This is a genomic window from Streptomyces flaveolus (assembly GCF_044765825.1).
Taxonomy (GTDB): domain Bacteria; phylum Actinomycetota; class Actinomycetes; order Streptomycetales; family Streptomycetaceae; genus Streptomyces; species Streptomyces flaveolus.
In genome coordinates, this window is the sequence record NZ_JBIWKU010000010.1 from 220035 (window position 1) to 243215 (window position 23181).

Annotated in this window: 19 protein-coding genes, 1 pseudogene and 1 riboswitch; of the genes and pseudogenes, 8 read left to right on the plus strand and 12 right to left on the minus strand. The window is 72.6% G+C overall.

Annotated elements, in window-relative coordinates; all coding sequences use genetic code 11:
- Positions 1 to 13: 13 nt before the first annotated feature.
- From ACIRG6_RS28085 to ACIRG6_RS28110, 6 genes and pseudogenes are all read right to left on the minus strand, one after another.
- Positions 14 to 89: pseudogene (locus ACIRG6_RS28085) on the minus strand.
- A gap of 57 nt (positions 90 to 146) precedes the next feature.
- The gene (locus ACIRG6_RS28090; protein ID WP_403324936.1) at positions 147 to 1028 is read right to left on the minus strand and encodes an endonuclease/exonuclease/phosphatase family protein; all 882 of its coding nucleotides are present in this window, start codon (positions 1026 to 1028) and stop codon (positions 147 to 149) included.
- A gap of 89 nt (positions 1029 to 1117) precedes the next feature.
- Complete coding sequence (locus ACIRG6_RS28095; protein ID WP_318214765.1) at positions 1118 to 1768, minus strand: thymidine kinase; 651 nt, start codon at positions 1766 to 1768, stop codon at positions 1118 to 1120.
- A 49-nt stretch (positions 1769 to 1817) separates the two neighbouring features.
- A complete protein-coding gene (locus ACIRG6_RS28100) occupies positions 1818 to 3011 on the minus strand; it encodes an alkaline phosphatase family protein (RefSeq protein ID WP_403324937.1) in 1194 nt (397 codons plus the stop codon).
- Entirely contained in the window at positions 3011 to 3598 is a 588-nt protein-coding gene (locus tag ACIRG6_RS28105) for a DUF5998 family protein (RefSeq protein WP_189231843.1), read from the minus strand. Before ACIRG6_RS28105 ends, ACIRG6_RS28100 begins: the two co-directional genes overlap by 1 nt.
- A 105-nt stretch (positions 3599 to 3703) precedes the next feature.
- Positions 3704 to 6541, minus strand: a complete 2838-nt coding sequence (locus ACIRG6_RS28110) for a bifunctional acetate--CoA ligase family protein/GNAT family N-acetyltransferase (protein ID WP_403324938.1) — start codon at positions 6539 to 6541, stop codon at positions 3704 to 3706.
- A gap of 175 nt (positions 6542 to 6716) precedes the next feature.
- On the opposite strand from ACIRG6_RS28110, the gene ACIRG6_RS28115 reads away from it, so the two are divergent.
- Positions 6717 to 6998 (plus strand): HPr family phosphocarrier protein, encoded by a 282-nt coding sequence (locus ACIRG6_RS28115; protein WP_189231841.1) that lies wholly within the window; start codon positions 6717 to 6719, stop codon positions 6996 to 6998.
- Between the two features lie 117 nt (positions 6999 to 7115).
- Here ACIRG6_RS28115 and ACIRG6_RS28120 read toward each other — a convergent pair whose 3' ends face one another.
- The 4 genes from ACIRG6_RS28120 to ACIRG6_RS28135 form a co-directional block, all read right to left on the minus strand.
- On the minus strand, positions 7116 to 7808 hold the full coding sequence (locus ACIRG6_RS28120) for a GntR family transcriptional regulator (protein WP_364824694.1): 693 nt from the start codon (positions 7806 to 7808) through the stop codon (positions 7116 to 7118).
- 224 nt (positions 7809 to 8032) lie between these two features.
- On the minus strand, positions 8033 to 8797 hold the full coding sequence (locus ACIRG6_RS28125; protein WP_318214761.1) for a M23 family metallopeptidase: 765 nt from the start codon (positions 8795 to 8797) through the stop codon (positions 8033 to 8035).
- Between the two features lie 12 nt (positions 8798 to 8809).
- Positions 8810 to 8973, minus strand: a riboswitch (cyclic di-AMP (ydaO/yuaA leader).
- A 191-nt stretch (positions 8974 to 9164) separates the two neighbouring features.
- Positions 9165 to 10553 carry a M16 family metallopeptidase gene (locus ACIRG6_RS28130; protein WP_318214760.1) on the minus strand — a complete coding sequence of 463 codons (1389 nt, stop codon included), beginning with the start codon at positions 10551 to 10553 and terminating at the stop codon, positions 9165 to 9167.
- On the minus strand, positions 10550 to 11902 hold the full coding sequence (locus ACIRG6_RS28135; RefSeq protein WP_189231837.1) for a M16 family metallopeptidase: 1353 nt from the start codon (positions 11900 to 11902) through the stop codon (positions 10550 to 10552). Before ACIRG6_RS28135 ends, ACIRG6_RS28130 begins: the two co-directional genes overlap by 4 nt.
- 298 nt (positions 11903 to 12200) lie before the next feature.
- Here ACIRG6_RS28135 and ACIRG6_RS28140 point away from each other — a divergent pair, with 298 nt between their 5' ends.
- Positions 12201 to 14657: a DNA gyrase/topoisomerase IV subunit A gene (locus tag ACIRG6_RS28140; protein ID WP_364677535.1), complete on the plus strand. Its 2457-nt coding sequence runs from the start codon at positions 12201 to 12203 to the stop codon at positions 14655 to 14657.
- Here the strand turns inward: ACIRG6_RS28140 and ACIRG6_RS28145 are convergent.
- On the minus strand, positions 14654 to 15739 hold the full coding sequence (locus ACIRG6_RS28145) for a CobW family GTP-binding protein (RefSeq protein ID WP_403324973.1): 1086 nt from the start codon (positions 15737 to 15739) through the stop codon (positions 14654 to 14656). The two genes, ACIRG6_RS28140 and ACIRG6_RS28145, sit on opposite strands and share 4 nt — an antisense overlap.
- A 317-nt stretch (positions 15740 to 16056) precedes the next feature.
- Here ACIRG6_RS28145 and ACIRG6_RS28150 point away from each other — a divergent pair, with 317 nt between their 5' ends.
- Both ACIRG6_RS28150 and ACIRG6_RS28155 read left to right on the plus strand, forming a co-directional pair.
- Positions 16057 to 16608 (plus strand): DUF6082 family protein, encoded by a 552-nt coding sequence (locus ACIRG6_RS28150; RefSeq protein WP_364677532.1) that lies wholly within the window; start codon positions 16057 to 16059, stop codon positions 16606 to 16608.
- Positions 16609 to 16703: 95 nt separating this feature from the next.
- Positions 16704 to 16940, plus strand: coding sequence for a hypothetical protein (locus ACIRG6_RS28155; protein WP_029393384.1), 237 nt, complete (start codon positions 16704 to 16706; stop codon positions 16938 to 16940).
- Between the two features lie 141 nt (positions 16941 to 17081).
- On the opposite strand, the gene ACIRG6_RS28160 is transcribed toward ACIRG6_RS28155, so the two are convergent.
- Complete coding sequence (locus ACIRG6_RS28160) at positions 17082 to 18224, minus strand: citrate synthase/methylcitrate synthase (RefSeq protein ID WP_403324939.1); 1143 nt, start codon at positions 18222 to 18224, stop codon at positions 17082 to 17084.
- Between the two features lie 113 nt (positions 18225 to 18337).
- On the opposite strand from ACIRG6_RS28160, the gene ACIRG6_RS28165 reads away from it, so the two are divergent.
- The 4 genes from ACIRG6_RS28165 to ACIRG6_RS28180 all read left to right on the plus strand — a co-directional run bounded on the left by ACIRG6_RS28165 (position 18338) and on the right by ACIRG6_RS28180 (position 23155).
- On the plus strand, positions 18338 to 19600 hold the full coding sequence (locus ACIRG6_RS28165) for a citrate synthase (RefSeq protein ID WP_403324940.1): 1263 nt from the start codon (positions 18338 to 18340) through the stop codon (positions 19598 to 19600).
- Between the two features lie 53 nt (positions 19601 to 19653).
- Complete coding sequence (locus ACIRG6_RS28170) at positions 19654 to 20595, plus strand: sucrase ferredoxin (protein ID WP_403324941.1); 942 nt, start codon at positions 19654 to 19656, stop codon at positions 20593 to 20595.
- 128 nt (positions 20596 to 20723) lie between these two features.
- On the plus strand, positions 20724 to 22478 hold the full coding sequence (locus tag ACIRG6_RS28175; protein ID WP_403324942.1) for a sensor histidine kinase: 1755 nt from the start codon (positions 20724 to 20726) through the stop codon (positions 22476 to 22478).
- Positions 22475 to 23155: a response regulator gene (locus ACIRG6_RS28180; protein WP_364824679.1), complete on the plus strand. Its 681-nt coding sequence runs from the start codon at positions 22475 to 22477 to the stop codon at positions 23153 to 23155. Before ACIRG6_RS28175 ends, ACIRG6_RS28180 begins: the two co-directional genes overlap by 4 nt.
- The last annotated feature ends 26 nt before the right edge of the window (positions 23156 to 23181 follow it).

Here is a 23181-nt window from a genome sequence, read left to right on the forward strand (position 1 = left end):
TCCACGACAAGGGTGGCAAGGCCGGTCGGATTCGAACCGACGTCCTCCAGCTTGATGCGTGGGCGCGACGACCTCTGCGCTACGGCCTTGCCGGGGAGATCATATCCTCGTCCGCTCTACCGATGATCGTTTGTTCGATGGGGTGTTCAGCGGCCGCGCCGGTGCAGCTTCAGATCCGCGACCACGGGGCGGTGGTCCGACGCCTCGGTCGCCACCTCCCGGGTGCCGGCCACGGTGATGTCGGGCGAGACGGTGACCAGGTCGATGCGCTTGACCGGGTCGACGGCCGGGTACGTCCCGCCTCCACCGGGAGCGGCATCGCGCAGCTTGCGCCACAGCGGGGCCAGTTCCGGGGCCGTGGGCTCGGCGTTGAAGTCGCCGACGAGGATCTTCGGTCCGCGGTCGGCGGCCAGCACCTGGAGCATGTCGTCCACCTGGGCCGCCCGGAACGAGGGGTCGGCCCGGTAGTCGAGGTGCGTGACGTAGACGTGCGTGTGCGCGCCCTTCACGTTCACGGTCACCTCGGCGAAACCGGGCGCCGGGGCCGGCACGGGCTCCGAGGTCTGGGTGGAGAGCCGGGTGATCTCGTGGTTCTCCGCCTCGAGGACCGGGTGGCGGCTCAGCACGGCGACGCCGTACTGCCGGCGTTCCGCGCCCGGGCCGGCCGGGTCCAGGTCGTAGATCGGCGCGAAGTACACCCGCATGTCCAGCTTCTCGGCGAGGGCGCGGGCCTCGTCGACGAAGTCGCTGCGCGCGCCCCAGTGCACGTCGACCTCCTGGAGGCCGATCACGTCAGCCCGCAGATCGCGGACGGCCTCGGCGGTGCGGTCGAGGTCGAAGACCTGGTCGCCGCCAGCCCCGGCGTGGATGTTGTAGGTGGCCACCCGCAACGGCACCGCCGGCGCGCCGGATCCGGGGACGTCCCCGTCCAGGGCGGACGCCGGTGCCGCCACGGCGATCAGGGCGGTGGCGAGGAGGGCGGCGGAGGTGCGGTGGGCGCGGACGGGACGTCGGAAACGGGGCTTCATGCCTTCTCCGATCACGTGGAAGCGAGACCGGAACAGTGACGCTCACCACCTGACGGCACGTCAACCCCACCCGCGGGCCGCGCCTGGTGTCAGACCGGGGTGACGGGCAGCACGTCCGGCGACAACGCCGCCGCGCGGGCCGTCGCCGCCGTCATGCGGCGGCGGTGGTGGCGTCGGCACAGGACCTCGTACCCGACCTCGTCGGAGGAGTGGGTGACGTCGCCGACGACCACCTGGGCGCCCTCGACGACCATGACGCCGCCTACGGTCCGGGCGTTGTGCGTGGCGCGGGCGCCGCACCAGCACAGGGCCTCGACCTGGAGCACCTCGACGCGGTCGGCCAGTTCGACCAGCCGCTGGGAGCCGGGGAACAGCTTGGAGCGGAAGTCCGTGGTGATGCCGAAGGCGTACACGTCGAGTTCGAGGTCGTCGACCACGCGCGCGAGCTGGTCGATCTGTTCCGGCGCGAGGAACTGCGCCTCGTCCGCGATCACGTAGTCCGCGCGGCCGCCCTGCGAAAGGTGGTCGACGACGTGCGCGTACAGGTCGTGCCCGTCCTCGACCTCCACCGCGTCCGTGACCAGACCGAGGCGGGAGGAGAGCTTGCCCTCGCCCGCGCGGTCGTCGCGCGTGAAGATGATGCCCGCCAGGCCCCGCGCCGAGCGGTTGTGCTCGATCTGGAGAGCCAGTGTCGACTTCCCGCAGTCCATCGTTCCGGAGAAGAACACCAGTTCGGGCATGAGGGGTTGAGCACCTTTCGGCAGTGGGGTCGGGTGGGGGGGCAGGGCGTCAGGAACGTACTTCGAGCAGGGGGACGAGCTGCTCGGCGGGGGTCATCGAGCCGTGGTTGCCGACCATCGCCGACTCCCTCGGCTCCCGCTCGGAGGCGATGAGCAGGACGTTGTCACGCGCGGCGGCGACCACGTCGCCGATGCGGCCGTACACCCGGTCGTCGACGCGGGGGCCGAACCAGCCGGCCTCGATCGCCTCGTCGCGGGACGCCACCCAGAACTGCTCGCCGAGCACCTCGCGCCAGCAGGTCAGCACGTCGTTGTGGGCGCCGGGGACGGCGTACACGTGCCGGGCGCGGCCCTCTCCGCCGAGGAGGGCGACGCCCGCCTTCAGCTCCCAGTCCTCGTCGAAGTCGATGCGGTGGTCCTCGTCGAAGGGCACGTCGATCATGCCGTGGTCGGCGGTGACGTAGAGGGCGCTGCGCGGCGGCAGCTGCTCGGCCAGGCGCTGGGCCAGCCGGTCGACGTGCATCAGCTGGCCGCGCCAGGTGTCGGAGTCCACGCCGTAGCGGTGGCCGGCGCCGTCGACCTCGGCGTAGTACGTGTAGACGAGGGCGCGGTCGGCCGCGGCCAGCTGCTCGGCCGCGAGGTCCATGCGGTCCTCGCCGGAGAGCCGGCCGTGGAAGGTGCCGCCGCTGAGGGCGATCTTGGTCAGCGGGGTGTTCGCGAAGGTCGGGGAGGAGACCTGGGCGGCGTGCACGCCGGCCTGCTGGGCGAGGCCGAAGACGGTGGGGTACGGCTGCCAGGCGGCCGGCGGGGTCCACGGCTGCCAGCGCAGCTGGTTCATCAGCGCGCCGGTGTCCGGATTGCGCACGGTGTAACCGGGCAGGCCGTGGGCGCCCGGCGGCAGGCCGGTGCCGACCGAGGCGAGGGAGGTGGCGGTGGTCGCCGGGTAGCCGGCGGTGACCGGGCGTCCGGTGCCGCCGCGTGAGCTGCCGAGCAGGGAGTTCAGGAAGGGGGCTTCGTCCGGGTGGGCCCGTAGCTGCTCCCAGCCGAGGCCGTCGATCAGGAACACGCAGTTCCGGTCGGCGGGGGTCAGTTCCGTGATGCCCGCGGTCATGCCGGGGACGCCGAGGCCGGCGGCCAGCGTGGGCAGCAGGTCGGCGAGGGAGCCGCTGCCGTACTCGGGCACGGGGGCGGATTCGACGGGGAGCGGTTCCGGGTGGGTGTCCCAGGTGGCGTGCTGCGCCATCAGCGGGGGGAGTCCGCGGTCGCCTCGGAGAGGGCCTGCGCGAAGGCGAGCGCCTGGCGCACCGTCTCCGGGCCGTCCCCGGCCTCGCTGACGCGCAGGCTCAGGTCGTCGGCCGTCGAGCTGCCGGTGTAGCCGTGGTCGGCCTCGCAGTTCGGGTCGCCGCAGGCGGCCGGCTCCAGGTCGAGGCGGGAGACGGCACCCCAGCCGATGGTCAGCACGATCTCGCGGGGCAGCGTGCCGGGCTTGTACTGCTCGGGGTTGGCGACCACGCGGCTGACGACGATGGACGAGATCCGGCCGAGCTTGACGGACTCCGTGGACGTCGTGGCGTAGGGCGTCGGGGAGGTGTCGTCGGCGGCCTGCTCGTCGGTGTGGCTGACGATGAAGCGGTTGCCGGTGAGCACCAGCACGGTCACGTGCCGGCGCACCTCGTTCTGGTCGAAGGTGGTCTCCTGGTGGACCAGGTACGACCGGATGGGCTCGCCGCCCACGGCGGCCTCCACCGCCTCGGCCACGAGGGCCGGGTAGTAGCCGCTGCGTTCGATCGCCGCTCGCAGCCCCTGGGTCGTCGTACTGGTCTTGGCCATGCCGTCCATCCTACGGGGGCCCACTGACTGCGCGGGACGCCCGTGCGGAGCCTGTGCGGTTCGCCCGCGCGGTGCCCGAGCGTTCCCGTGCGGTTCCGCGCGTGGTCAGTACGCGGGCAGCGTCCGTGGGCCGAGGTCGTCCCGGGCGGGAGGGGGCGCGAGGCGGACGGAGGCGCCGAGGACGCTCAGTCCGCGCGGGGCGACGACGACCGGTTCCAGGGTGACCGCGACGACCTCCGGGTGGTCGTCGACCAGCCGGGAGACCCGCAGCAGCAGCTCCTCCAGGGCGGAGGCGTCGACCGGGGCCGAGCCGCGCCAGCCGAAGAGGAGGGGTGCGGTACGGATCGAGCGGATCAGGGAGGTGGCCTCCCGGTCGGTGACCGGGATCAGCCGGTGCGCCATGTCGCCGAGGAGCTGGGTGGCCGCCCCGGCGAGCCCGAAGGAGAGCACCGCGCCGGCCGCCGGGTCGATGACCGCCCGGACGACCGTGTCGACGCCGCGCGGTGCCATGCCCTGCACCACCGGCCGCAGCTCCTCGGGCCTCCCGAAGAGCTCGGTCAACTCGGCGTAGGCCCGTCGCAGTTGTTCCTCGTCCGCGAGGTCCAGGCGTACGCCGCCCAGGTCGGCGCGGTGGCGCAGGTGCGGGGCGGTGGCCTTGAGGGCGACGGGGTAGCCGAGGGTGCCGGCGGCGGCGACGGCGTCGTCGGGGGTGGGTGCGGACAGGGCGCGGTGGACGTGGATGCCGTACCTGCCGAGCAGCTCGCAGGTCTGCTCGGCGCCGAGGGCGAGCCCCTGGCCGCGCGCGAGGTGTCCGCGGATCAGCTCGGCGGCGCCCCTCTCGTCGATGTCGTCGTACTCCGGGACCCTGCCGGGGTCGGCGGCGTCGCGGCGCCACTGCGCGTAGGCGACGGCCTGGGCGAGGGCGCGGACGGCGCGTTCGGCGGCGGGGTAGGCGGGGATGAGGTGGGCTCCCTCCGGGGCCTGGACGGCCTCGGCGGGCGGCTCCGCGGCGAGGGCGCCCTCCGGGGTGCCCGGCGTGCCCTGGCGCGGGGCCCCCGGGGCGGCCTGCGGAGCGGTGCTCGCCGCGGCGGACAGGGCCTGGGCGAGGCCGCCCAGCTCCACGTGCACCACGAGGACCGGCTTGCCGGGCACCGCGGCCGCCGCCGAGCGCAGCGCCTCGGCCAGCGCCGCGTCCTCGGCCGCCCCCTCCCCCACCGTCGGGATGGCGGTCACCACCACCGCGTCGCAGGTGTCGTCGGCCAGCGCCCGGGACAGGGCCGCGTGGAAGTCCTGCGCGGAGGCCGCCGTCGTCAGGTCCAGCGGAGGGTGCGGCCGCAGGCCCTCCGACAGACACGCGTCGTAGGTGAGCAGTCCCAGTGACTCCGAGTTCCCGAGGATCGCCACCCGTGGTCCGGCGGGCAGCGGCTGGCGGGCGAGCAGCAGGCCCGCGTCGACCAGGTCGGTGATCGTGTCGACGCGGATCACTCCGGCCTGCCGCAGCAGCGCGGAGACCGTGGCGTGCGGCAGCCGCGTCGCCCGGACGGCGTGGCCCTGCGGCGCGACACCGCCGTGCCGGGCGCCCTGCACCACGACCAGCGGCTTGACGGCCGCCGTGCGCCGGGCCAGGCGGGTGAACTTGCGGGGGTTGCCGATGGACTCCAGGTACATCAGCGCGACGTCGGTCTCCGGGTCGTCGTACCAGTACTGAAGGACGTCGTTGCCGGAGACGTCGGCCCGGTTGCCGGAGGAGACGAAGGTGGACACGCCGGTGACACCGGTCACCCCGCCGCCGCGCCGGTGCAGCCGGGAGAGCAGGGCGATCCCGATGGCGCCGGACTGGGCGAACAGGCCGATCCGGCCGGGGCGCGGCATCTCGGGGGCGAGGGAGGCGTTGAGCAGCACCTCGGGAGAGGTGTTGATGACGCCGAAGGCGTTGGGCCCGATGATCCGCATGCCGTACGTGCGCGCCTGGCGCACGAGGGCGCGCTGGCGTTCGCGTCCCTCGGGGCCGCTGTCGGCGTACCCGGCGGAGATCACGACGAGGCCCTGGACGCCGTGTTCGCCGCACTCGGTGACGACCTCGGGCACGTGCTGGGCGGGCACGGTGACGACGGCGAGGTCGACGGGGCCGTCGATGTCGCGCACCGAGCGGCGGGCGGGCACCCCGTCGAGTTCCTTCAGGTCCTCGGGGAAGGCCCGGTTCACGGCGTGGAGCCGGCCGGTGTAGCCCGCGTCCCGGATGTTGCCGAGGATGCTGCGGCCGACGCCGCCGGGGGTGCGGCCGGTGCCGATGACGGCGACGGAGCCGGGCTGGAGCAGGCGCTGCACCGAACGGCCTTCCGCGCGCTGCTCGCGCGCGTACTGCACGGCGAGCGAGCGGTCGGTGGGCTCGAGGTCGAACTCCAGGCGGACCACACCGTCCTCGAAGCTGCGCTTCTGGGTGTACCCGGCGTCCATGAACACCTTGATCATCTTGGTGTTCGCGGGCAGCACCTCGGCGGCGAAGCGGCGGATGCCGCGTTCCCGGGCAACGGCGGCGATGTGCTCGAGGAGCGCGGAGGCGACGCCCCGGCCCTGGTGGGCGTCCTGGACGAGGAAGGCGACCTCGGCCTCGTCGGCCGGGGAGGACGCGGGCGTTCCGCCGGCGCCGATCCGGTCGTAGCGTACGGTGGCGATGAACTCGCCGCCGATCGTGGCCGCGAGTCCCACCCGGTCCACAAAGTCGTGGTGCGTGAAGCGGTGGACGTCCTTGGCGGACAGGCGAGGGTACGGCGCGAAGAAGCGGTAGTACTTCGACTCGTCGGAGACCTGCTCGTAGAAGCTGACCAGGCGCTCGGCGTCATCAACGGTGATGGGGCGGACGCGCGCGGTGCCGCCGTCGCGCAGCACCACGTCGGCTTCCCAGTGGGCGGGGTACTCGTGCCGGTCCGACGAGGTCTGCATGGGCCCCAGAGTACGGCTCGCGTACGACAACGGCGCGGGGCAGTCTGTGGAGGACGGAAGGTCGGGCCGAGGCCGCGGTCCGACAACCACCCGGGGCGGCGCACAGCCGTCCGGCGATGCTTCACGATGTGGGAAACTGGTCTAGACAACCTGAACACCTGAAGGGCAGCAACACATGGCTGAGCGCCGCGTCAACGTCGGCTGGGCCGAGGGTCTCCACGCCCGCCCCGCCTCCATCTTCGTCCGAGCCGCCACGGCCACAGGCGTCCCGGTGACGATCGCCAAGGCCGACGGCAACCCCGTCAACGCGGCCTCCATGCTGGCCGTCCTGGGCCTGGGCGCCCAGGGCGGTGAGGAGATCGTCCTCTCCTCCGACGCCGAGGGCGCGGACGCCGCCCTCGACCGGCTGGCGAAGCTGGTCTCCGAGGGGCTCGAGGAGCTTCCCGAGACCGTCTGATGTGACGGCACACCGAAAAGGCCCGCCCGGATCACCGGGCGGGCCTTTTCCTGCCCTATTTCCGGGCAGCAAGAAATAGCCCCCTGAATTACCTCTCTTTTGTATACGGCACCCGTGTTAATGCCGCAGGCTCGGCATGTTTACGGGACGTTGCGCATTCCTCACACCGCCCGGGTGGTCGCCGGAGGCGAAGCGCAGCCGGTGCGCAGCCGCCGACCGCTCGACGTGCAGCGCCATGAGCGCCCGTGCGCGGTCGCCGTCGCCGCGCGCCACCGCGTCGACGACCGCGCCGTGCTCCGCCCAGTGCTCCACGGCACCGGTCGGCGCGTCCACGAGGTACATCCAGGCGATCTTGCGGCGCAGCTGGGTCAGCATCGCCGTGAGGGAGGGACTGCCGGCGGCCTGCGCGAGGGTCTCGTGGAACCAGCCGTCCAGCGCGCGCAGGTCCTCGCCCCGGCCCTGCCGGGAACGCTCCTGACCCAGCCTGACCAGGCCGCGCAGCACCTTGAGGTGGGCCTCGGTGCGGCGCCGGGCCGCGCGGGAGGCGCCGAGGGGCTCCAGCAGCGTGCGGGTCTCGAGCAGGTCGGCGGCCTCCTGCTCGGTCGGTTCCGCGACGCACGCGCCCGCGTGCCGCCGGGTCACCACGAAGCCCTCGGCCTCCAGGGTGCGCAGCGCCTCGCGGACGGGGACGCGGGAGACGCCGTAGCGGCGAGCGAGCAGTTCCTCGGTGAGCCGGCTGCCGCGCCCGTGGACACCGGCGACGATGTCGTCCCGGATCGCCGTGCACACCGAGTGCGCCGGAATAGGCATGTCCGACCTCCGTCTTGATCCCCGCGAAACGTCGACGATGGACGCGTGTTTCCGTGACTCTAGGCCAATGAGGCGCGCTTTCGGACGGGGGCCGGGAATTCAGGGAGATTTTTTGGACATTCACGGGCCGGAAACGAGGCAGGAAACCGGACCCGGACCGGGCCGGAAATCCGGAAGGCCCCGGCTCGGGAGCCGGGGCCTTCGGGGTGCCGTACCGTCCGTCGTCAGACGTTCACGCCGTGGGAGCGGAGGTAGGCGACGGGGTCCATGTCCGAGCCGTACTCGGGGCTCGTGCGGGCCTCGAAGTGCAGGTGCGGGCCGGTGACGTTGCCGGTGGCGCCGGAGATGCCGATCTGCTGGCCCGCATCGACCGACTGGCCGACCGAGACGCCGATGGACGACAGGTGTCCGTACTGGGTGTACGTGCCGTCGTGCATCCTGATCACGACCTGGTTGCCGTACGCGCCGCCCCAGCCGGCCTCGACGACGGTGCCGACGCCGACCGCGTGCACCGAGGTGCCGGTGGAGGCGTGGAAGTCGATGCCGGTGTGGCTGCCGGACGACCACAGGGAGCTGCCGGCCTGGTAGGCCGTGGACACGTAGGAGCCGGTGATCGGCGCGACGAAGGTGTTCAGGCGCTTGCGCTCCGCCTCGCGCGCGGCGCGCTCCTTGGCCTCGCGGGCCTCCTTGGCGGCCTCGGCGGCCCGCTCGCGCGCGGCCTCCATCGCCGCCTCGCGGGCGGCGGCGTCCAGGGCGGCCTGCTTCTGTGCGGTGGCCTGGGCGTCGATCTCGTGGGCGATGGAGTCGCCGATGGTGACGACCGGGGTGAGTCCGCTCTGCTCGACCTCGGGCTCGGCGGCGAGGGCCGGGGCCGCGAGGGTGCCGACGACGCCGGTGGTGGCGAGGGCCGCGACGCCCGCCGCGCGTGCGGTGGTGCGGTGCATGCGGCTGGGGCGGCGGTGCTTCCCGGTGGCGCGCGTGAACGCCATGTAGAGGCTGGTCCTTTCCTTCCCTCTCGCCTACCGGGTTAGCTGACGGGTTCGGAGCAGGAAGGTCTCCTACGGACCCCCTCGCCGGAGCGCGGGCGTCCGATTCACCCCAGGGACTGCGATGGGTCCCCGGCTCCCCTGGCTCGCGCCGTACGGGGACTCGGCGATGACTGTCCGGTGCCGCGGGTGCGGCGCACTGCCTGACGAACAGCCCGGATGACGCTAAACGCGGCTGTCTTCAATCCTCAAACGCAACTGGCTTTTTGTAGCGCACGCCACAGGGCAGACAGGCAGCCTCTCCCTCAATTCGGACATACGACGGCCCTGGTGACACTCCGGTCACCAGGGCCGTCGCACGCGCGTGCCGCTACTCGGCGGCCACGACCGTGACTTCGCCGATGCCGAGGGCCTCGACGGGCTCCTTGATCTGCGCCGCGTCGCCGACGAGGACCGTCACCAGACGGTCCACCGGGAAGGCGTTGACGACGGCCGCCGTGGCCTCCACGGTGCCGGTGGCGGCCAGTTGACGGTACAGCGTGGCCTGGTAGTCGTCGGGCAGGTGCTGCTCGACCTGGTCGGCCAGCGTGCTCGCGACGGCCGCGGCCGTCTCGTACTTCAGCGGCGCCACGCCCACCAGGTTCTGCACGGCGACGTCGCGCTCGGCGTCGGTGAGTCCGCCCTCGGCGAGCGTGCGCAGCACCGTCCACAGGTCCTGCAGCGCCGGGCCGGTGTTGGGCGTGTCGACCGAACCGCTGATGGCGAGCAGCGCGGCGCCCGTGCCGTCGGGCGCGGAACGCAGGACCTGCCCGAACGCCCGGACGCCGTAGGTGTAGCCCTTCTCCTCGCGCAGGACGCGGTCCAGGCGCGAGGTGAGGGTGCCGCCGAGGCAGTACGTGCCGAGGACCTGCGCGGGCCACACGCGGTCGTGCCGGTCGGCTCCGGTGCGGCCGATCAGCAGCTGCGTCTGGACGGCGCCGGGACGGTCCACGATGACGACCCGTCCGGTGTCGTCGGCGGTCACCGGCGGCACGGGGCGCGGCTCGGCGGCGGAGCCGGTCCACGCGCCGAGGGTGTCGCCGAGCAGCGCGTCGACGTCGACGCCGGTGAGGTCGCCGACGATCACGGCGGTGGCCGTGGCGGGGCGGACGTGCTTCTCGTAGAAGGCGCGGACGGCCGCCGCGTCGATGGCCGCGACCGTCTCCTCGGTGCCCTGGCGCGGGCGCGACATCCGCGAGTCGGCCGGGAACAGCTCCTTGGAGAGCTCCTTGGCGGCCCGGCGGGACGGGTTGGCCAGCTCGTGCGGGATCTCGTCGAGCCGGTTGCGCACCAGCCGCTCGACCTCGCTGTCGGCGAACGCGGGCGCCCTGAGCGCGTCGGAGACCAGGCCGAGGGCCTTGGCGAGCCGCGAGACCGGCACCTCCAGGCTCAGCCGGACGCCGGGGTGGTCCGCGTGCGCGTCGAGGGTGGCGCCGCAGCGCTCCAGCTCGGCGGCGAACTCCTCCGCGGAGTGCTTGTCGGTGCCCTCGGAGAACGCGCGCGCCATGATCGTGGCGACACCGTCCAGGCCGGCGGGCTCGGCGTCCAGCGGAGCGTTCAGCGACACCTCGACGGCGACGACCTGCTGCCCGGGGCGGTGGCAGCGCAGCACGGTGAGGCCGTTGTCGAGGCTGCCGCGCTCGGGGGCCGGGAACGCCCACGGCTTGGGCTCGCCGGCCTGCGGCTGGGAGTGGAATTCCATGGTGGCGAGCTCGGTCACTTGGCCGCCTCCTCGTTCTCGTCGGTGGCGTCGTTCTCGTCGGCGGGGGCGGTGGGCTCGTAGACGAGCACCGCGCGGTTGTCGGGGCGCAGGCGGGCCTTGGCGACCTCCTGGACCTCCTCGGCCGTCACCTCGAGCACCCGCTGCACGGCGGTGAGCGCGAGCTGCGGGTCGCCGAACAGGACGGCGTACCGGCACAGTTCGTCGGCGCGGCCGGCGACCGTGCCGAGCCGGTCGAGCCACTCGCGCTCCAACTGGGCCTGGGCGCGCTCCATCTCCTCGGCCGTGGGGCCCTCCTCGGCGAACCGGGCGAGCTCCTCGTCGATGGCGGTCTCGATGACGGGCACCTCGACGTCGCCGGACGTCTTCACGTCCAGCCAGCCCAGGGAGGGCGCACCGGCGAGCCGCAGCAGGCCGAAGCCGGCGGCCACGGCCGTGCGGTCACGCCGTACGAGCCGGTTGTACAGGCGGGACGACTCGCCGCCGCCCAGCACGGTGAGGGCCAGGTCGGCCGCGTCGCACGCGCGCGTGCCGTCCTCCGGCAGGCGGTAGGCCGCCATGAGGGCGCGGGCCGGGACCTCCTCCTCGACGATCTCTCGCAGCTGCTCGCCCATGACGTCGGGCAGCGAGCCGTCCCGGGGGGCGGGCTTGCCGTCGTGCGAGGCGATGGAGCCGAAGTACTTCTCGATCCAGGCGAGCGTCTGCTCGGGGTCGATGTCGCCGACGACGGACAGCACCGCGTTGTTCGGCGCGTAGTAGGTGCGGAAGAACGCGCGCGCGTCCTCCAGCGTCGCCGCGTCCAGGTCCGCCATCGAACCGATCGGCGTGTGGTGGTAGGGATGGCCCTCCGGGTACGCGAGGGCGGTCAGCTTCTCGAACGCGGTGCCGTAGGGCACGTTGTCGTAGCGCTGGCGGCGCTCGTTCTTGACGACGTCCCGCTGGTTCTCCATCGACTCGTCGTCCAGGGCGGCGAGCAGGGAGCCCATGCGGTCGGCCTCCAGCCAGAGGGCGAGCTCCAGCTGGTGGGCGGGCATCGTCTCGAAGTAGTTGGTGCGCTCGAAGCTGGTGGTGCCGTTGAGCGAGCCGCCGGCTCCCTGCACCAGCTCGAAGTGCCCGTTGCCCTTGACCTGGGCGGAGCCCTGGAACATCAGGTGCTCGAAAAGGTGAGCCAGGCCGGTACGCCCCTTGACTTCGTGGCGCGAGCCGACGTCGTACCAGAGGCACACCGCCGCGACCGGGGTCAGGTGATCCTCGGAGAGCACCACGCGCAGGCCGTTGGCCAGGCGGTGCTCGGTCGCTGTCAGGCCGCCGGAGCCTGCCTGGGCTGTGGCCGTGTGACCCATGGGCATGTACGTCCCTTCGATCGCGAAATCTCGGTGGAGTCATTGGGCGGAACTGCGGAATTCCGCCGGTCCTGCCACTGTATGCAAGCGTGCGGGCCGCCGGTGGAGTTCCCGGGCCTCGTACGCCGAGAGCGAGATCGGCTTGGCGGGCCGCCGGGGACGAGGGCGCGGGGCGAGGGCGTACCCTGCGGGCAGCGCCGGGCCGGGCAGCCCGTGACGGGTCCTGGTCGGTCGCTGTCAGTGCCGCGGTCCACAATGGACCGCGTCAGATCACCGTTCACGCTTCAGCAAGGAGCCGGCAGCGATGGCCCGCCGTAGTACGAAGACCCCGCCGCCCGACGACTCGTACGAGGAGAAGATCCTCGACATCGACGTCGTCGACGAGATGCAGGGCTCCTTCCTCGAGTACGCGTACTCGGTCATCTACTCCCGTGCGCTGCCGGACGCCCGCGACGGCCTCAAGCCGGTGCACCGCCGCATCGTGTACCAGATGAACGAGATGGGCCTGCGGCCCGAGCGCGGCTACGTGAAGTGCGCCCGCGTCGTCGGCGAGGTCATGGGCAAGCTGCACCCGCACGGCGACGCGTCGATCTACGACGCCCTGGTGCGCATGGCCCAGCCCTTCTCCATGCGCGTGCCCCTGGTGGACGGCCACGGCAACTTCGGCTCGCTGGGCAACGACGACCCGCCGGCCGCCATGCGGTACACCGAGTGCCGGATGGCCGAGGCCACCAGCCTGATGACGGAGTCGATCGACGAGGACACCGTCGACTTCGGCCCCAACTACGACGGCCAGGAGCAGGAGCCGGTGGCCCTGCCCGCCGCCTTCCCGAACCTGCTGGTCAACGGCGCCTCCGGCATCGCGGTCGGCATGGCCACGAACATGCCGCCGCACAACCTGCGCGAGGTGATCGCGGCGGCCCGGCACCTGATCCGGCACCCGAACGCCGACCTCGAAGCCCTGATGAAGCACGTGCCGGGCCCCGACCTGCCCACCGGCGGCCGGATCGTCGGTCTGCCCGGCATCCGGGACGCCTACGAGACGGGCCGCGGCACGTTCAAGATCCGCGCGACGGTGTCCGTGGAGACCGTGACGGCCCGGCGCAAGGGCCTGGTCGTCACCGAGCTGCCCTTCGCGGTGGGCCCCGAGAAGGTCATCGCGAAGATCAAGGACCTGGTCGGCGCGAAGAAGCTCCAGGGCATCGCGGACGTCAAGGACCTCACCGACCGCGAGCACGGACTGCGTCTGGTCATCGAGATCAAGAACGGCTTCGTGCCCGAGGCCGTCCTGGAGCAGCTCTACAAGCTGACCCCGATGGAGGAGTCCTTCGGCATCAACAACGTCGCCCTGGTCGACGGCCAGCCCCTCACGCTGGGCCTCAAGGAGCTGCTGGAGGTCTACCTCGACCACCGCTTCAACGTCGTTCGGCGGCGCAGTGAGTTCCGGCGCACCAAGCGCCGCGACCGTCTCCACCTGGTGGAGGGCCTGCTCACCGCCCTGGTCGACATCGACGAGGTCATCCGCCTCATCCGCTCCAGCGACAACTCCGCGCAGGCCAAGCAGCGACTGATGGACCGCTTCTCGCTGAGCGACGTCCAGACCCAGTACATCCTGGACACGCCGCTGCGCCGGCTGACCAAGTACGACCGCATCGAGCTCGAGGCGGAGAAGGACCGGCTCAACGCGGAGATCGAGGAGCTGACGCGGATCCTCGACTCGGACGCGGAGCTGCGCAAGCTGGTCTCGGCCGAACTGGCGGCGGTGGCGAAGAAGTTCGGCACCGACCGGCGCACGCTTCTGCTGGAGTCGGCCGGCACCCCGGTGTCCGCCGTTCCGCTCCAGGTGGCGGACGACCCGTGCCGGGTGCTGCTGTCCTCGACGGGCCTGCTGGCCCGCACCGCGAACGACGAGCCCCTCGTCACGGAGGCCGGTGCCAAGCGCGTCAAGCACGACCTGATCGTGTCGTCGGTGCCGGCCACGGCCCGCGGCGAGATCGGCGTGGTGACGTCCGGCGGCCGGCTACTGCGAGTGAACGTGGTCGACCTGCCCCAGCTCCCGGAACCGCTGCCGACGCCGAACCTGTCGGGCGGCGCACCGCTTGCCGAGTTCGTGTCCCTGGAGGACGACGAGACGGTCGTCTGCCTGACCACGCTGGACGAGTCCTCGCCGGGTCTGGCCCTCGGCACGGAGCAGGGCGTCGTCAAGCGGGTGGTGCCCGACTACCCGTCCAACAAGGACGAGTTGGAGGTCATCACGCTCAAGGACGGTGACCGGATCGTCGGCGCCGCCGAACTGCGCACCGGCGACGAGGACCTGGTCTTCATCACGGACGACGCGCAGCTGCTGCGTTACCAGGCCTCGCAGGTGCGTCCCCAGGGCCGGCCGGCGGGCGGTGTGGCGGGCATCAAGCTCACCGAGGGCGCGAAGGTCATCTCGTTCACGGCGGTGGACCCGGCGGCGGACGCGGTCGTCTTCACGGTCGCGGGTTCGCGCGGCACGCTGGACGACTCCGTCCAGACCACGGCCAAGCTGACCCCGTTCGACCAGTACCCGCGCAAGGGTCGCGCCACGGGTGGCGTGCGCTGCCAGCGGTTCCTGAAGGGCGAGGACTGCCTGGCCCTCGCCTGGGCGGGCCCGACCCCGGCGCGGGCCTCGCAGAAGAACGGCACACCGGCCCAGCTCCCGGACATCGATCCGCGCCGCGACGGCTCGGGCGTGTCGCTGCCGAAGACGGTGGGGGTCGTGGCGGGCCCCGCCTAGGAGGCGGGCGGTGGTTCCTCACCGCCCGGTTCGGCCGGATCACCGTCCTCGGGATCCGGTACGTAGCGCAGGACGCCCCACATGCCGTGCTCGTCGGCGTGCGGGGCCTCGCTGCGGCACGCGTCGAGTTCCTTGCCGAGCGCGGACGCGTCGATGCCCGCGCCGATCAGGACGAGCTGGGTGAGGCGCTTGCCGGCCGGTGGCCAGGGCTCCGGATAGAAGCGCAGGAACCGCCCGACGGCGTGGACGGCGTACCGGTTGCGCCTGTCGTACGGTCCGAAGTCGACGTAGCCCTTGATCCGGTACAGGCCCTCGGGCCGGCTGTCCAGGAAGCGCATCAGCCGGCGCGGGTCGAGGGGCACGTCGGAGACGAAGGACACGCTGTCGTAGGCGGTGTGCAGATGGTCCGGGTGCGCGTCGCCCGGGGAGTGGTCGTGCAGGTCGTCGAAGGACAGCTGCCCGATGCGCTCCTCGGTGGGCCGGCAGTCGAAGAGAAACTCGGGGTCGATGCGCCCGTAGGCCGCGGGGAGCACGGCAGCGCGGTCGGCGAGGGAGCGGACGAGGGCGAGGACCCGCTCGGCGTCCGGGGTCCGGTCGGTCTTGTTGACCACCACCAGGTCGGCCAGCGCCAGGTGCCGGTCGATCTCCGGGTGCTTGGCGCGCGTGGCGTCGAACTCGGCGGCGTCGACGACCTCGACGAGGCCGCCGTACACGATCTCCCGCTGTTCGCTGGCGAGCAGCATGCGCACCAGCTCCTGCGGCTCGGCGAGACCGCTGGCCTCGATGACGATGACGTCGATGCCGGCCTCGGGCCGGGCCAGCCGCTCCAGGTACCCGTCGAGTTCACTCGCGTCGACGGCACAGCACAGGCACCCGTTGCCGAGCGAGACGGTGGAGTCGCCGAGGGCGCCGGCCACGGCCATGGCGTCGATCTCGATGGAGCCGAAGTCATTGACGAGGGCACCGATCCGGCTGCCTCCGCTGCGGTGCAGGAGGTGATTGAGCAGGGTCGTTTTCCCGGAGCCGAGAAATCCGGCGAGTACGACGACCGGGATCTGCCGGGAAGTCGGGCGCTGCCCCACCATGCGTCCTCTCTCTCACCTAGGCGTACGCCGGCCCGCGGCCCTGTACCCGCGGGAACGGAACTGCCTGCTCAGGATACGAGCAGGTGAGGTAGCCCCGGAGTGAACGATTGTTAGCAGCACTTGCGGGGCAGACGTTGGACATGGCGCCGGACTGTGCGACCCTCGCCTCCCTCCGCGCGCCTCCTCTCCGCCTCCCCGCCGATCAGCGCCGCTCGGCACTCTGGAGGCGGCAAGCGCCGCCCATCGCTCGCCGGTCCCCGTCAGCCGACCCGCACTCGACGACCGGCGGGCGGTCGCCTGATTCGGGGGTTGACATGGTCACACGGAAGAACGTCAGGGGGAGGTTCGGCTCCACAACAGCCGGTCTGCTGGTCGCCACGGCAGGGCTGACGCTGGCCGCGCGCCGGCGGTGGCTGGAGACGACGCGTCTGCAGGAGCGACAGCTGGAACTGGAGGAACTGGCGATCCGGCGCCGGTCGCTGGCTCATCAGCAGCGCATGCACTGGGAACTGCTCATCAGGGCGATCGACGACCCTTCCCTGGCCGAGGTCATCGACACGTACGACAAGAGCATCCCGGCCGCGAGGCGACGCCAGTTCTTCTATGCCAACGCCTGGTACGTGAACCTCTTCCACATCTACCGGGCGGGGCTGATCGGCCGCGAGGAGTTGTACGGGCACATCCGGGAGTTCCTCCAGAACCAGATCTTCCGCGAGTACTGGGAGGCTTCGAGGGACATGAGGGCGACTCTCGAGCAGTCGTCCGACGAAGCACGGATGAGCCACCTCGTCGACGGTCTCATCAGGGAACTCGACGAAGCCGACACGGACGAGTGGTGGGTGGTCGGCACGCCTCCCACCGGTTAGCGGAGCGGCTTTCGGCGTGTATCCGCATGTGTCCCCGCGCCGCCAGTAACGTACTGCCGACCTGTGTGCCCAGATCTCGTAAGGACCGGTACCCCTTGAAAATCGTGCGCCGTATCGGTGTGCCTCCAAGTGCCCGCGGCAGTGCGTCAGGCGCCAACTGCCCCGACGTGTTCGAACTGAGCGACGGCAACTTCGCCGTCATCGGCACCGAGGCCACCGAGGCGCTGGAGCGCGAGCTGCCCGCCGACGCCGCCCGCGCCGACTACGAACGCATCGTCGTCGTGAGCCGGGAAACGCTGATCCGCGCCAAGGCGGACATCCCCGACGCCTGACGTCGCCGCCCACGTCTCCGGCCGCACCCACCGTCACCCGCGCCGGACACCCCCACCCGGCGAGCAGCCCGGCACCCCGTCCTTGCTCGACGCTCCCCGACCAGGCCTGGCGCCCGAACGGCACCAGGCCACTCGCGTCTCTCAGGCCACCGCGGGCACGCCGACCGGTGCCTGCGGCCCCACATACCGCGCCGCCGGCCGGATGATCTTCGAGTCCCCCGCCTGTTCCAGGATGTTCGCGCTCCATCCCACCACCCGCGCCGCCGCGAACGTCGGGGTGAACATCTCGCGCGGCAGACCGCACAGCTCCATGACCACGCCCGCGTAGAACTCGACGTTCGTGTGCAGTTCCCGTCCGGGCTTCAGTTCCGCGAGGATCGCCTCCACCTGCCGCTCCACCTCGACCGCGAACTCCACGCGCGGGCCGCCGAATCCCTGCGCCACCTCGCGGAGCAGCCGGGAGCGGGGGTCCTCCGTGCGGTAGACCGCGTGGCCGAAGCCCATGATGCGGTCGCCGGCGAGCACCCGCTCACGGATCCAGGGGTCGATGCGGTCGGGCGTGCCGATCGCGTCCAGGGTGTCCAGCGCCCGGCTCGGCGCCCCGCCGTGCAGCGGCCCGGACAGCGCCGCCACCGCTCCGGCGAGGCAGGCCGCCACGTCCGCGCCCGTCGAGGCGATGACCCGCGCGGTGAACGTCGAGGCGTTGAAGCCGTGATCAATGGTGGAGATCAAGTACTGCTCGACCGCCCGCGTGCGCCGCTCGTCCGGCTCCGTGCCGGTCAGCATGTACAGGTAGTTCGCCGCGTACGGCAGGTCCTCGCGCGGCTCCACGGGGTCGAGTCCCCGCCCGAGCCGGTGCAGCGCGGTGAGCAACGTCGGTACGGCCGCGGCGGCCACGAGGGTGTCCTGGCGGCGCCGGTCGGCGTCCAGGTCGTACACCGGCCTGAATCCCTCGGCCGCGCCCAGCAGTGACAGCGCCGTGCGCATCCCGGCCAGCGGGCCGGAGCGTCCGCCGGCCGCCGCGATGGCGGGCAGCGCGGTCCTCACCTCGCCGGGCAGCCGCCTCAGCGCCGCGGTCTCGGCGGCGAAGGCGGCACCGCGGCGCGCGTCCGGCAGTTCGCCGTTGACCAGGAGGTACCAGACGTCCTCGAAGCCACGCGTCCGCGCCAGCTCGACGGCCGAGTACTGACGGTAGTGGTAGAAGCCCTCGAGCCCCCTGACGTCACCGACCTCGGTGTCGGTGACCACGACTCCCGCGAGTCCTCGCGGCACGTTGACAGACATGCTTACCTCCCTGAACTCAATACAACTGTCTATAGTTGACTATCCGTCTGTCAATATTGATTGAATCAACACATTCGCTGGATCCGGCCCCGAGGATCGATACGGTGACTCCCATGCGCGATCAAGAACCCGGCCACTCCTCCGCCGGCACGGAGCGGCGCCTGACCACCCGGGAGGCCGCCGAGCTGCTGGGCGTGAAACCCGAGACCGTGTACGCGTACGTCAGCCGCGGTCAGCTCAGCAGCCGCCGCTCGACCGGCGGCCGGGGCAGCACCTTCGACGCCGAGGAGGTGCGCTCGCTCGCCCGCCGCAACCGGCGCGAGAGCGGCACGGCCCAGCCCTCCGGCCAGGAACTGGCCGTCCGCACCCGCATCACGCTCATCGACAAGGACCGGTACTACTACCGGGGCGTCGACGCGGTGGACCTCGCCACGCGCCACAGCTACGAGGAGGTCGCCGAGTGGCTGTGGACGGGACGGCTGCGCCCCGGCATGTCGTTCACCGCGCCTGAGGCCTCGGTGGCGGTCGCCCGCCGGGCCGTCGACGCCCTGCCCGAACATGCAGGCCCCACCGACCGGCTGCGCGTCGCGGCCATCGCCGCCGCGGCCGCGGACCCGCTGCGCTTCGACCTGTCCGAGGACGCCGTGCTGGGCACCGCCCGCGTCCTCATCCCGACCATGGTCGCCGCGCTGCCGCCCGTGTTCCACGAGCGCGCCGACCGGGGCCCGCTCGCCCACCGTCTGTGGACACGGCTGAGCGGGCGCCCCGCCGACGAGGCGTCGCTGAACGTCCTCGACACCGCGCTCTCCCTGCTCGTCGACCACGACCTGGCCGCCTCCACACTCGCCGTGCGGGTCGCCGCGTCGGCGCGGGCGCACGCGTACGCGGCCGTGTCCGCCGGGCTCGGCGTGATCGAGGGCCCCTTGCACGGCGCGGCCGGCGGACTCGCCCACCGGATGCTGCTGGAGGTGCTCGACCAGGGCAGCGCGGCACCGGTGATCGCGGAGGAGCTGCGGGCCGGCCGCCGGATCCCGGGGCTGGGTCACCGGCTCTATCCCGGCGAGGACCCACGCGCGCGCGCCCTGTTCGCCCTTCTGGAGGACATCCCCGGCGCCGCGCCCGCCCTCGCCGCGGCCCGCGACGTGGTGGCCACCACCGCCCGGCACACCCCCCTGCACGCCAACGTCGACCTGGCGCTCGCCGTGTTCACCGCCTCGTCCGGCATGGCCGCCACCGCCGGCGAGACCATCTTCGCGGTGGCCCGCACGGCGGGCTGGATCGCGCACGCGCTGGAGGAGTACGGGGAACGCCCGCTGCGCATGCGGCCCAGCGGTCTGTACTCGGGTCCGAGGCCGCCGCAGCCCTTGCCGGAGTAGCCTCGAGCGCGGCTGGAAGTCATCACGAGCCAACTCAGGTTAGGCTCACCTCTGTGAGTACGTGCTCAACCGTCTCCCGAGACCTCGACGAGCCCGTTTCGGGGACGGCACCGGTCGCGAGGACCTGGCTGCTGCTGGAGCAGCCGGGCCCCTGGGGCGCGAAGGCGCTCACTTCCAGCCACCTGGATCCCGCCCTGGGCCGCGCCCTGGAGGCAGCCACGAAGGGGACCGGCGTACGCATCGCGCTGATCCGCCGCCCCGGCCGCCACGCGGACCGCCGCACCCCGGCGGACCGCCGGGTGTACGCGGCCCACACCACGCCGGGGAACGCGTGGGTGCACGGCGCCGTCCTCACGGACCCCCGCCGGCTGCTCGACCTCGACTTCGCCGCGCTCGGCAGGGGCGACGGCCGCTCCTTCGACTCGGCGCTCACGGGCGGTCCCCACACCGGCGATCCGCTCGTCCTCGTCTGCACCAACGGAAGGCGCGACCGCTGCTGCGCCCTGCTCGGCCGTCCCCTGGCGGCCGAGCTCGCCGCCTCCGGGCTCGAGGGCGTCTGGGAGGTCACCCACCTCGGCGGACACCGCTTCTCACCGACGATGCTCGTCCTGCCGTACGGATACGCGTACGGCAGGGTCCGGGCCGACGACGTCCAGGACATCCTGTGCGGCGTCCGGGACGGCCGGATCGTGGTGGACAACTGCCGCGGGAACTCCGCGTGGGACCGGCCCGGCCAGGCGGCCGAACTGGCCGTGCGCTCGGCGCTGGGCGAGGACGCCGCGCAGGTGCTGAGCGTCGTGCGCACCGACGGCTGCGCCCCGCGCTGGGAGGTGACCGTGGCCCACGCCGATGGGCGGCACTGGCGGGTCACCGTCGCGCAGGGCACGTCGCTGCCGGCCCGCCCGGAGAGCTGTGGGACCTCGGTGCTCGGCTCGCCCGCCCGGATGGAGGTCACGGCGGTACGTGAGCTGACGGTGACGGCACTGGCGAGCTGAGGCCGCGGGCCGGGACACCGGAACGGGTCCGGCCGTGCGCTCACCCGGGAAGCCTCGCGAGGCCCGTGTGCGAGATCCGCACCACACCTCTCTTCGGCATGCCGCGGCCCCCACGTACCGTCATGGGTATGAGCTCCACTCCCCCCGTTCGCCGCCTGCGCCTCGGCCTGCCGCGGCGGGTGTTCTCCCAGGTGCTGCTGATGCAGCTGGCGATCGCCGCGGGAGTCGCGGTGCTCGCGACCGGGCTGTTCCTGGCACCCCTCGGTGATCAGCTGGACGACCAGGCGATGCGCCGGGCCCTCGCGATCGCGCAGACCACCGCGCAGCAGCCGCAGATCGTCCGGGACCTGCGCGACACCCCGCCGACGCCGGGCGGCCCGGTGCAGCGGGAGACGGAGCGGATCCGCGAGGCGACCAAGGCGGAGTACGTCGTCGTGATGGACCGGCAGGGAGTGCGCTGGTCGCACACCGATCCGGCGCGGATCGGCTCGGTCGTGTCCACCGACCCCGGGCAGGCCCTGGCCGGCCGCGAGGTCATGGAGATCGACGACGGCACTCTGGGCCGGTCCGCGCGCGGCAAGGTCCCCCTGCGCGACAGCGACGGCGACATCGTCGGGGCGGTCTCGGTGGGTATCGCGTACGACAGCGTCCGGGCCCGGCTGATCCACGCCATCCCCGGGCTGCTCGCCTACGCCGGAGGCGCCCTGGCCGTCGGCGCGCTGGCCGCCTGGCTCATCGCGCGCCGCGTCCAGCGGCAGACCCGGGACCTGGCCTTCTCGGACATCGCGGGGCTGCTCGCCGAGCGCGAGGCCATGCTGCACGGCATCCGGGAGGGCGTCGTCGCCCTGGACCGCGGCGGCCGGGTCCGGCTCCTCAACGACGAGGCACAGCGCCTGCTGGGCATCGGCTCGGAGGCCGTCGGCCGCTCTCCGGACGAGGCGCTCGGCGCGGGCCGTACCGCCGATGTCCTGGCCGGGCGGGTGACCGGCACCGACCTGCTGACTGTGCGCGGCCAGCGGGTCCTGGTCGCCAACCGGATGCCCACCGACGACGGCGGCGCCGTCGCCACCCTGCGCGACCGCACCGAGCTGGAGCAGCTCGGCCGGGAGCTGGACTCGACGCGCGGTCTGATCGACGCCCTGCGCGCACAGGACCACGAGCACGCCAACCGCATGCACACGCTCCTGGGACTGCTCGAACTGGAGATGTACGACGACGCCGTGGAGTTCGTCGGCGAGGTGGTCGGCGACCACCGGGCCACCGCGGAGCAGATCACCGAACGGATCCGGGACCCGCTGCTCGCCGCCCTGCTGGTCGGCAAGGCGACCGTCGCGGCCGAACGCCAGGTCGCCCTGTGGGTATCGGACCGGACACGGCTGCCGGACCGCCTGGTCGACCCGAGGGGGCTCGTCACGGTCGTCGGCAACCTGGTCGACAACGCGCTGGACGCCGTGGCCGGCACACCGCACGCGCGCGTGGAGGTCGAACTGCGCGCGGACGGCCGTGCCGTCACGCTCACCGTGCGCGACACGGGGCCCGGCGTACCCCGGGAACACCGCGAGCTGGTGTTCGCGGAGGGATGGTCCACCAAGGAACCTCCCGCGCACCGGCGGCGCGGCATCGGGCTGTCCCTGGTGCGCAGGCTCGCGGAGCGGCAGGGGGGCAGTGCCACCGTCCGCGCGGCGCACGGTGGGGGCGCGGAGTTCGTCGTCGTCCTGCCCGAGGCGCTGACCGACACGGCCCCGGAGCCCGCGCTCACCGACCCGGAGCCCGCGCTCACCGACCCGGTGCGCCCCACCGGTCCGGACGGCCCCGGCCCCGACAGCACCGGCGCCGTGAAGACCGCCCCCGTGAACACCGTCGCCGAGGAGGAGTCCCGATGATCGAGGTCCTGGTCGTGGACGACGACACGCGGGTCGCGCAGGTCAACGCCGCCTACGTCGAGAAGGTGCCGGGCTTCCACGTGGCCGGCGAGGCGCACACCGCGGCGGAGGCGCTGCAACGGGTGGAGTCCCTGTCCCGTCTGGACCTGATCCTGCTGGACCACTACCTGCCCGACCGCACCGGTCTGGAGGTCGTCCGGGAGATGCGGCGCCGCGGCCACCAGACCGACGTGATCATGGTGACGGCGGCGCGGGACGTGTCGACCGTCCAGGCGGCGATGCGCCAGGGTGCCCTGCAGTACCTCGTCAAGCCGTTCGCCTTCGCGGGCCTGCGCGCCAAGCTGGAGGCCTACGCGGAGCTGCGCCGTACCCTCGACGGCGGTGGTGAGGCCGAGCAGGCGGAGGTGGACCGCATCTTCGGCGCCCTGTCGGCACCGTCCGAGCCGGGGCTGCCCAAGGGCCACTCCCCCACCACCGCCGAGCTGGTGCGCCAGTGCCTGATCAACGCCGGCGGGCCGCTGTCCGCCCAGGAGATCGCGGAGAGGACCGGGGTGAGCCGCCAGACCGCCCAGCGCTATCTGAAGCTCCTGGAGCGCACGGGACGGGCCAGGCTGACCCTCAAGTACGGCGACGCGGGCCGTCCGGAACACCGTTACGAGTGGGCCACCCGCGCCTGAGATGCCGGGCAGGCCCTCGGCGGACG

Excerpts from the sequence above, each read along its gene's own strand:
- ACIRG6_RS28095 (WP_318214765.1), bottom strand. The coding sequence starts at position 1,768 with ATGCCCGAACTGGTGTTCTTCTCCGGAACGATGGACTGCGGGAAGTCG.
- ACIRG6_RS28105 (WP_189231843.1), bottom strand. The coding sequence starts at position 3,598 with ATGGCCAAGACCAGTACGACGACCCAGGGGCTGCGAGCGGCGATCGAA.
- ACIRG6_RS28160 (WP_403324939.1), bottom strand. The coding sequence starts at position 18,224 with ATGTCTGTCAACGTGCCGCGAGGACTCGCGGGAGTCGTGGTCACCGAC.
- ACIRG6_RS28165 (WP_403324940.1), top strand. The coding sequence starts at position 18,338 with ATGCGCGATCAAGAACCCGGCCACTCCTCCGCCGGCACGGAGCGGCGC.
- ACIRG6_RS28115 (WP_189231841.1), top strand. The coding sequence starts at position 6,717 with ATGGCTGAGCGCCGCGTCAACGTCGGCTGGGCCGAGGGTCTCCACGCC.
- ACIRG6_RS28135 (WP_189231837.1), bottom strand. The coding sequence starts at position 11,902 with ATGCCCATGGGTCACACGGCCACAGCCCAGGCAGGCTCCGGCGGCCTG.
- ACIRG6_RS28140 (WP_364677535.1), top strand. The coding sequence starts at position 12,201 with ATGGCCCGCCGTAGTACGAAGACCCCGCCGCCCGACGACTCGTACGAG.
- ACIRG6_RS28125 (WP_318214761.1), bottom strand. The coding sequence starts at position 8,797 with ATGGCGTTCACGCGCGCCACCGGGAAGCACCGCCGCCCCAGCCGCATG.
- ACIRG6_RS28180 (WP_364824679.1), top strand. The coding sequence starts at position 22,475 with ATGATCGAGGTCCTGGTCGTGGACGACGACACGCGGGTCGCGCAGGTC.
- ACIRG6_RS28100 (WP_403324937.1), bottom strand. The coding sequence starts at position 3,011 with ATGGCGCAGCACGCCACCTGGGACACCCACCCGGAACCGCTCCCCGTC.
- ACIRG6_RS28090 (WP_403324936.1), bottom strand. The coding sequence starts at position 1,028 with ATGAAGCCCCGTTTCCGACGTCCCGTCCGCGCCCACCGCACCTCCGCC.
- ACIRG6_RS28110 (WP_403324938.1), bottom strand. The coding sequence starts at position 6,541 with ATGCAGACCTCGTCGGACCGGCACGAGTACCCCGCCCACTGGGAAGCC.
- ACIRG6_RS28120 (WP_364824694.1), bottom strand. The coding sequence starts at position 7,808 with ATGCCTATTCCGGCGCACTCGGTGTGCACGGCGATCCGGGACGACATC.
- ACIRG6_RS28150 (WP_364677532.1), top strand. The coding sequence starts at position 16,057 with ATGGTCACACGGAAGAACGTCAGGGGGAGGTTCGGCTCCACAACAGCC.
- ACIRG6_RS28175 (WP_403324942.1), top strand. The coding sequence starts at position 20,724 with ATGAGCTCCACTCCCCCCGTTCGCCGCCTGCGCCTCGGCCTGCCGCGG.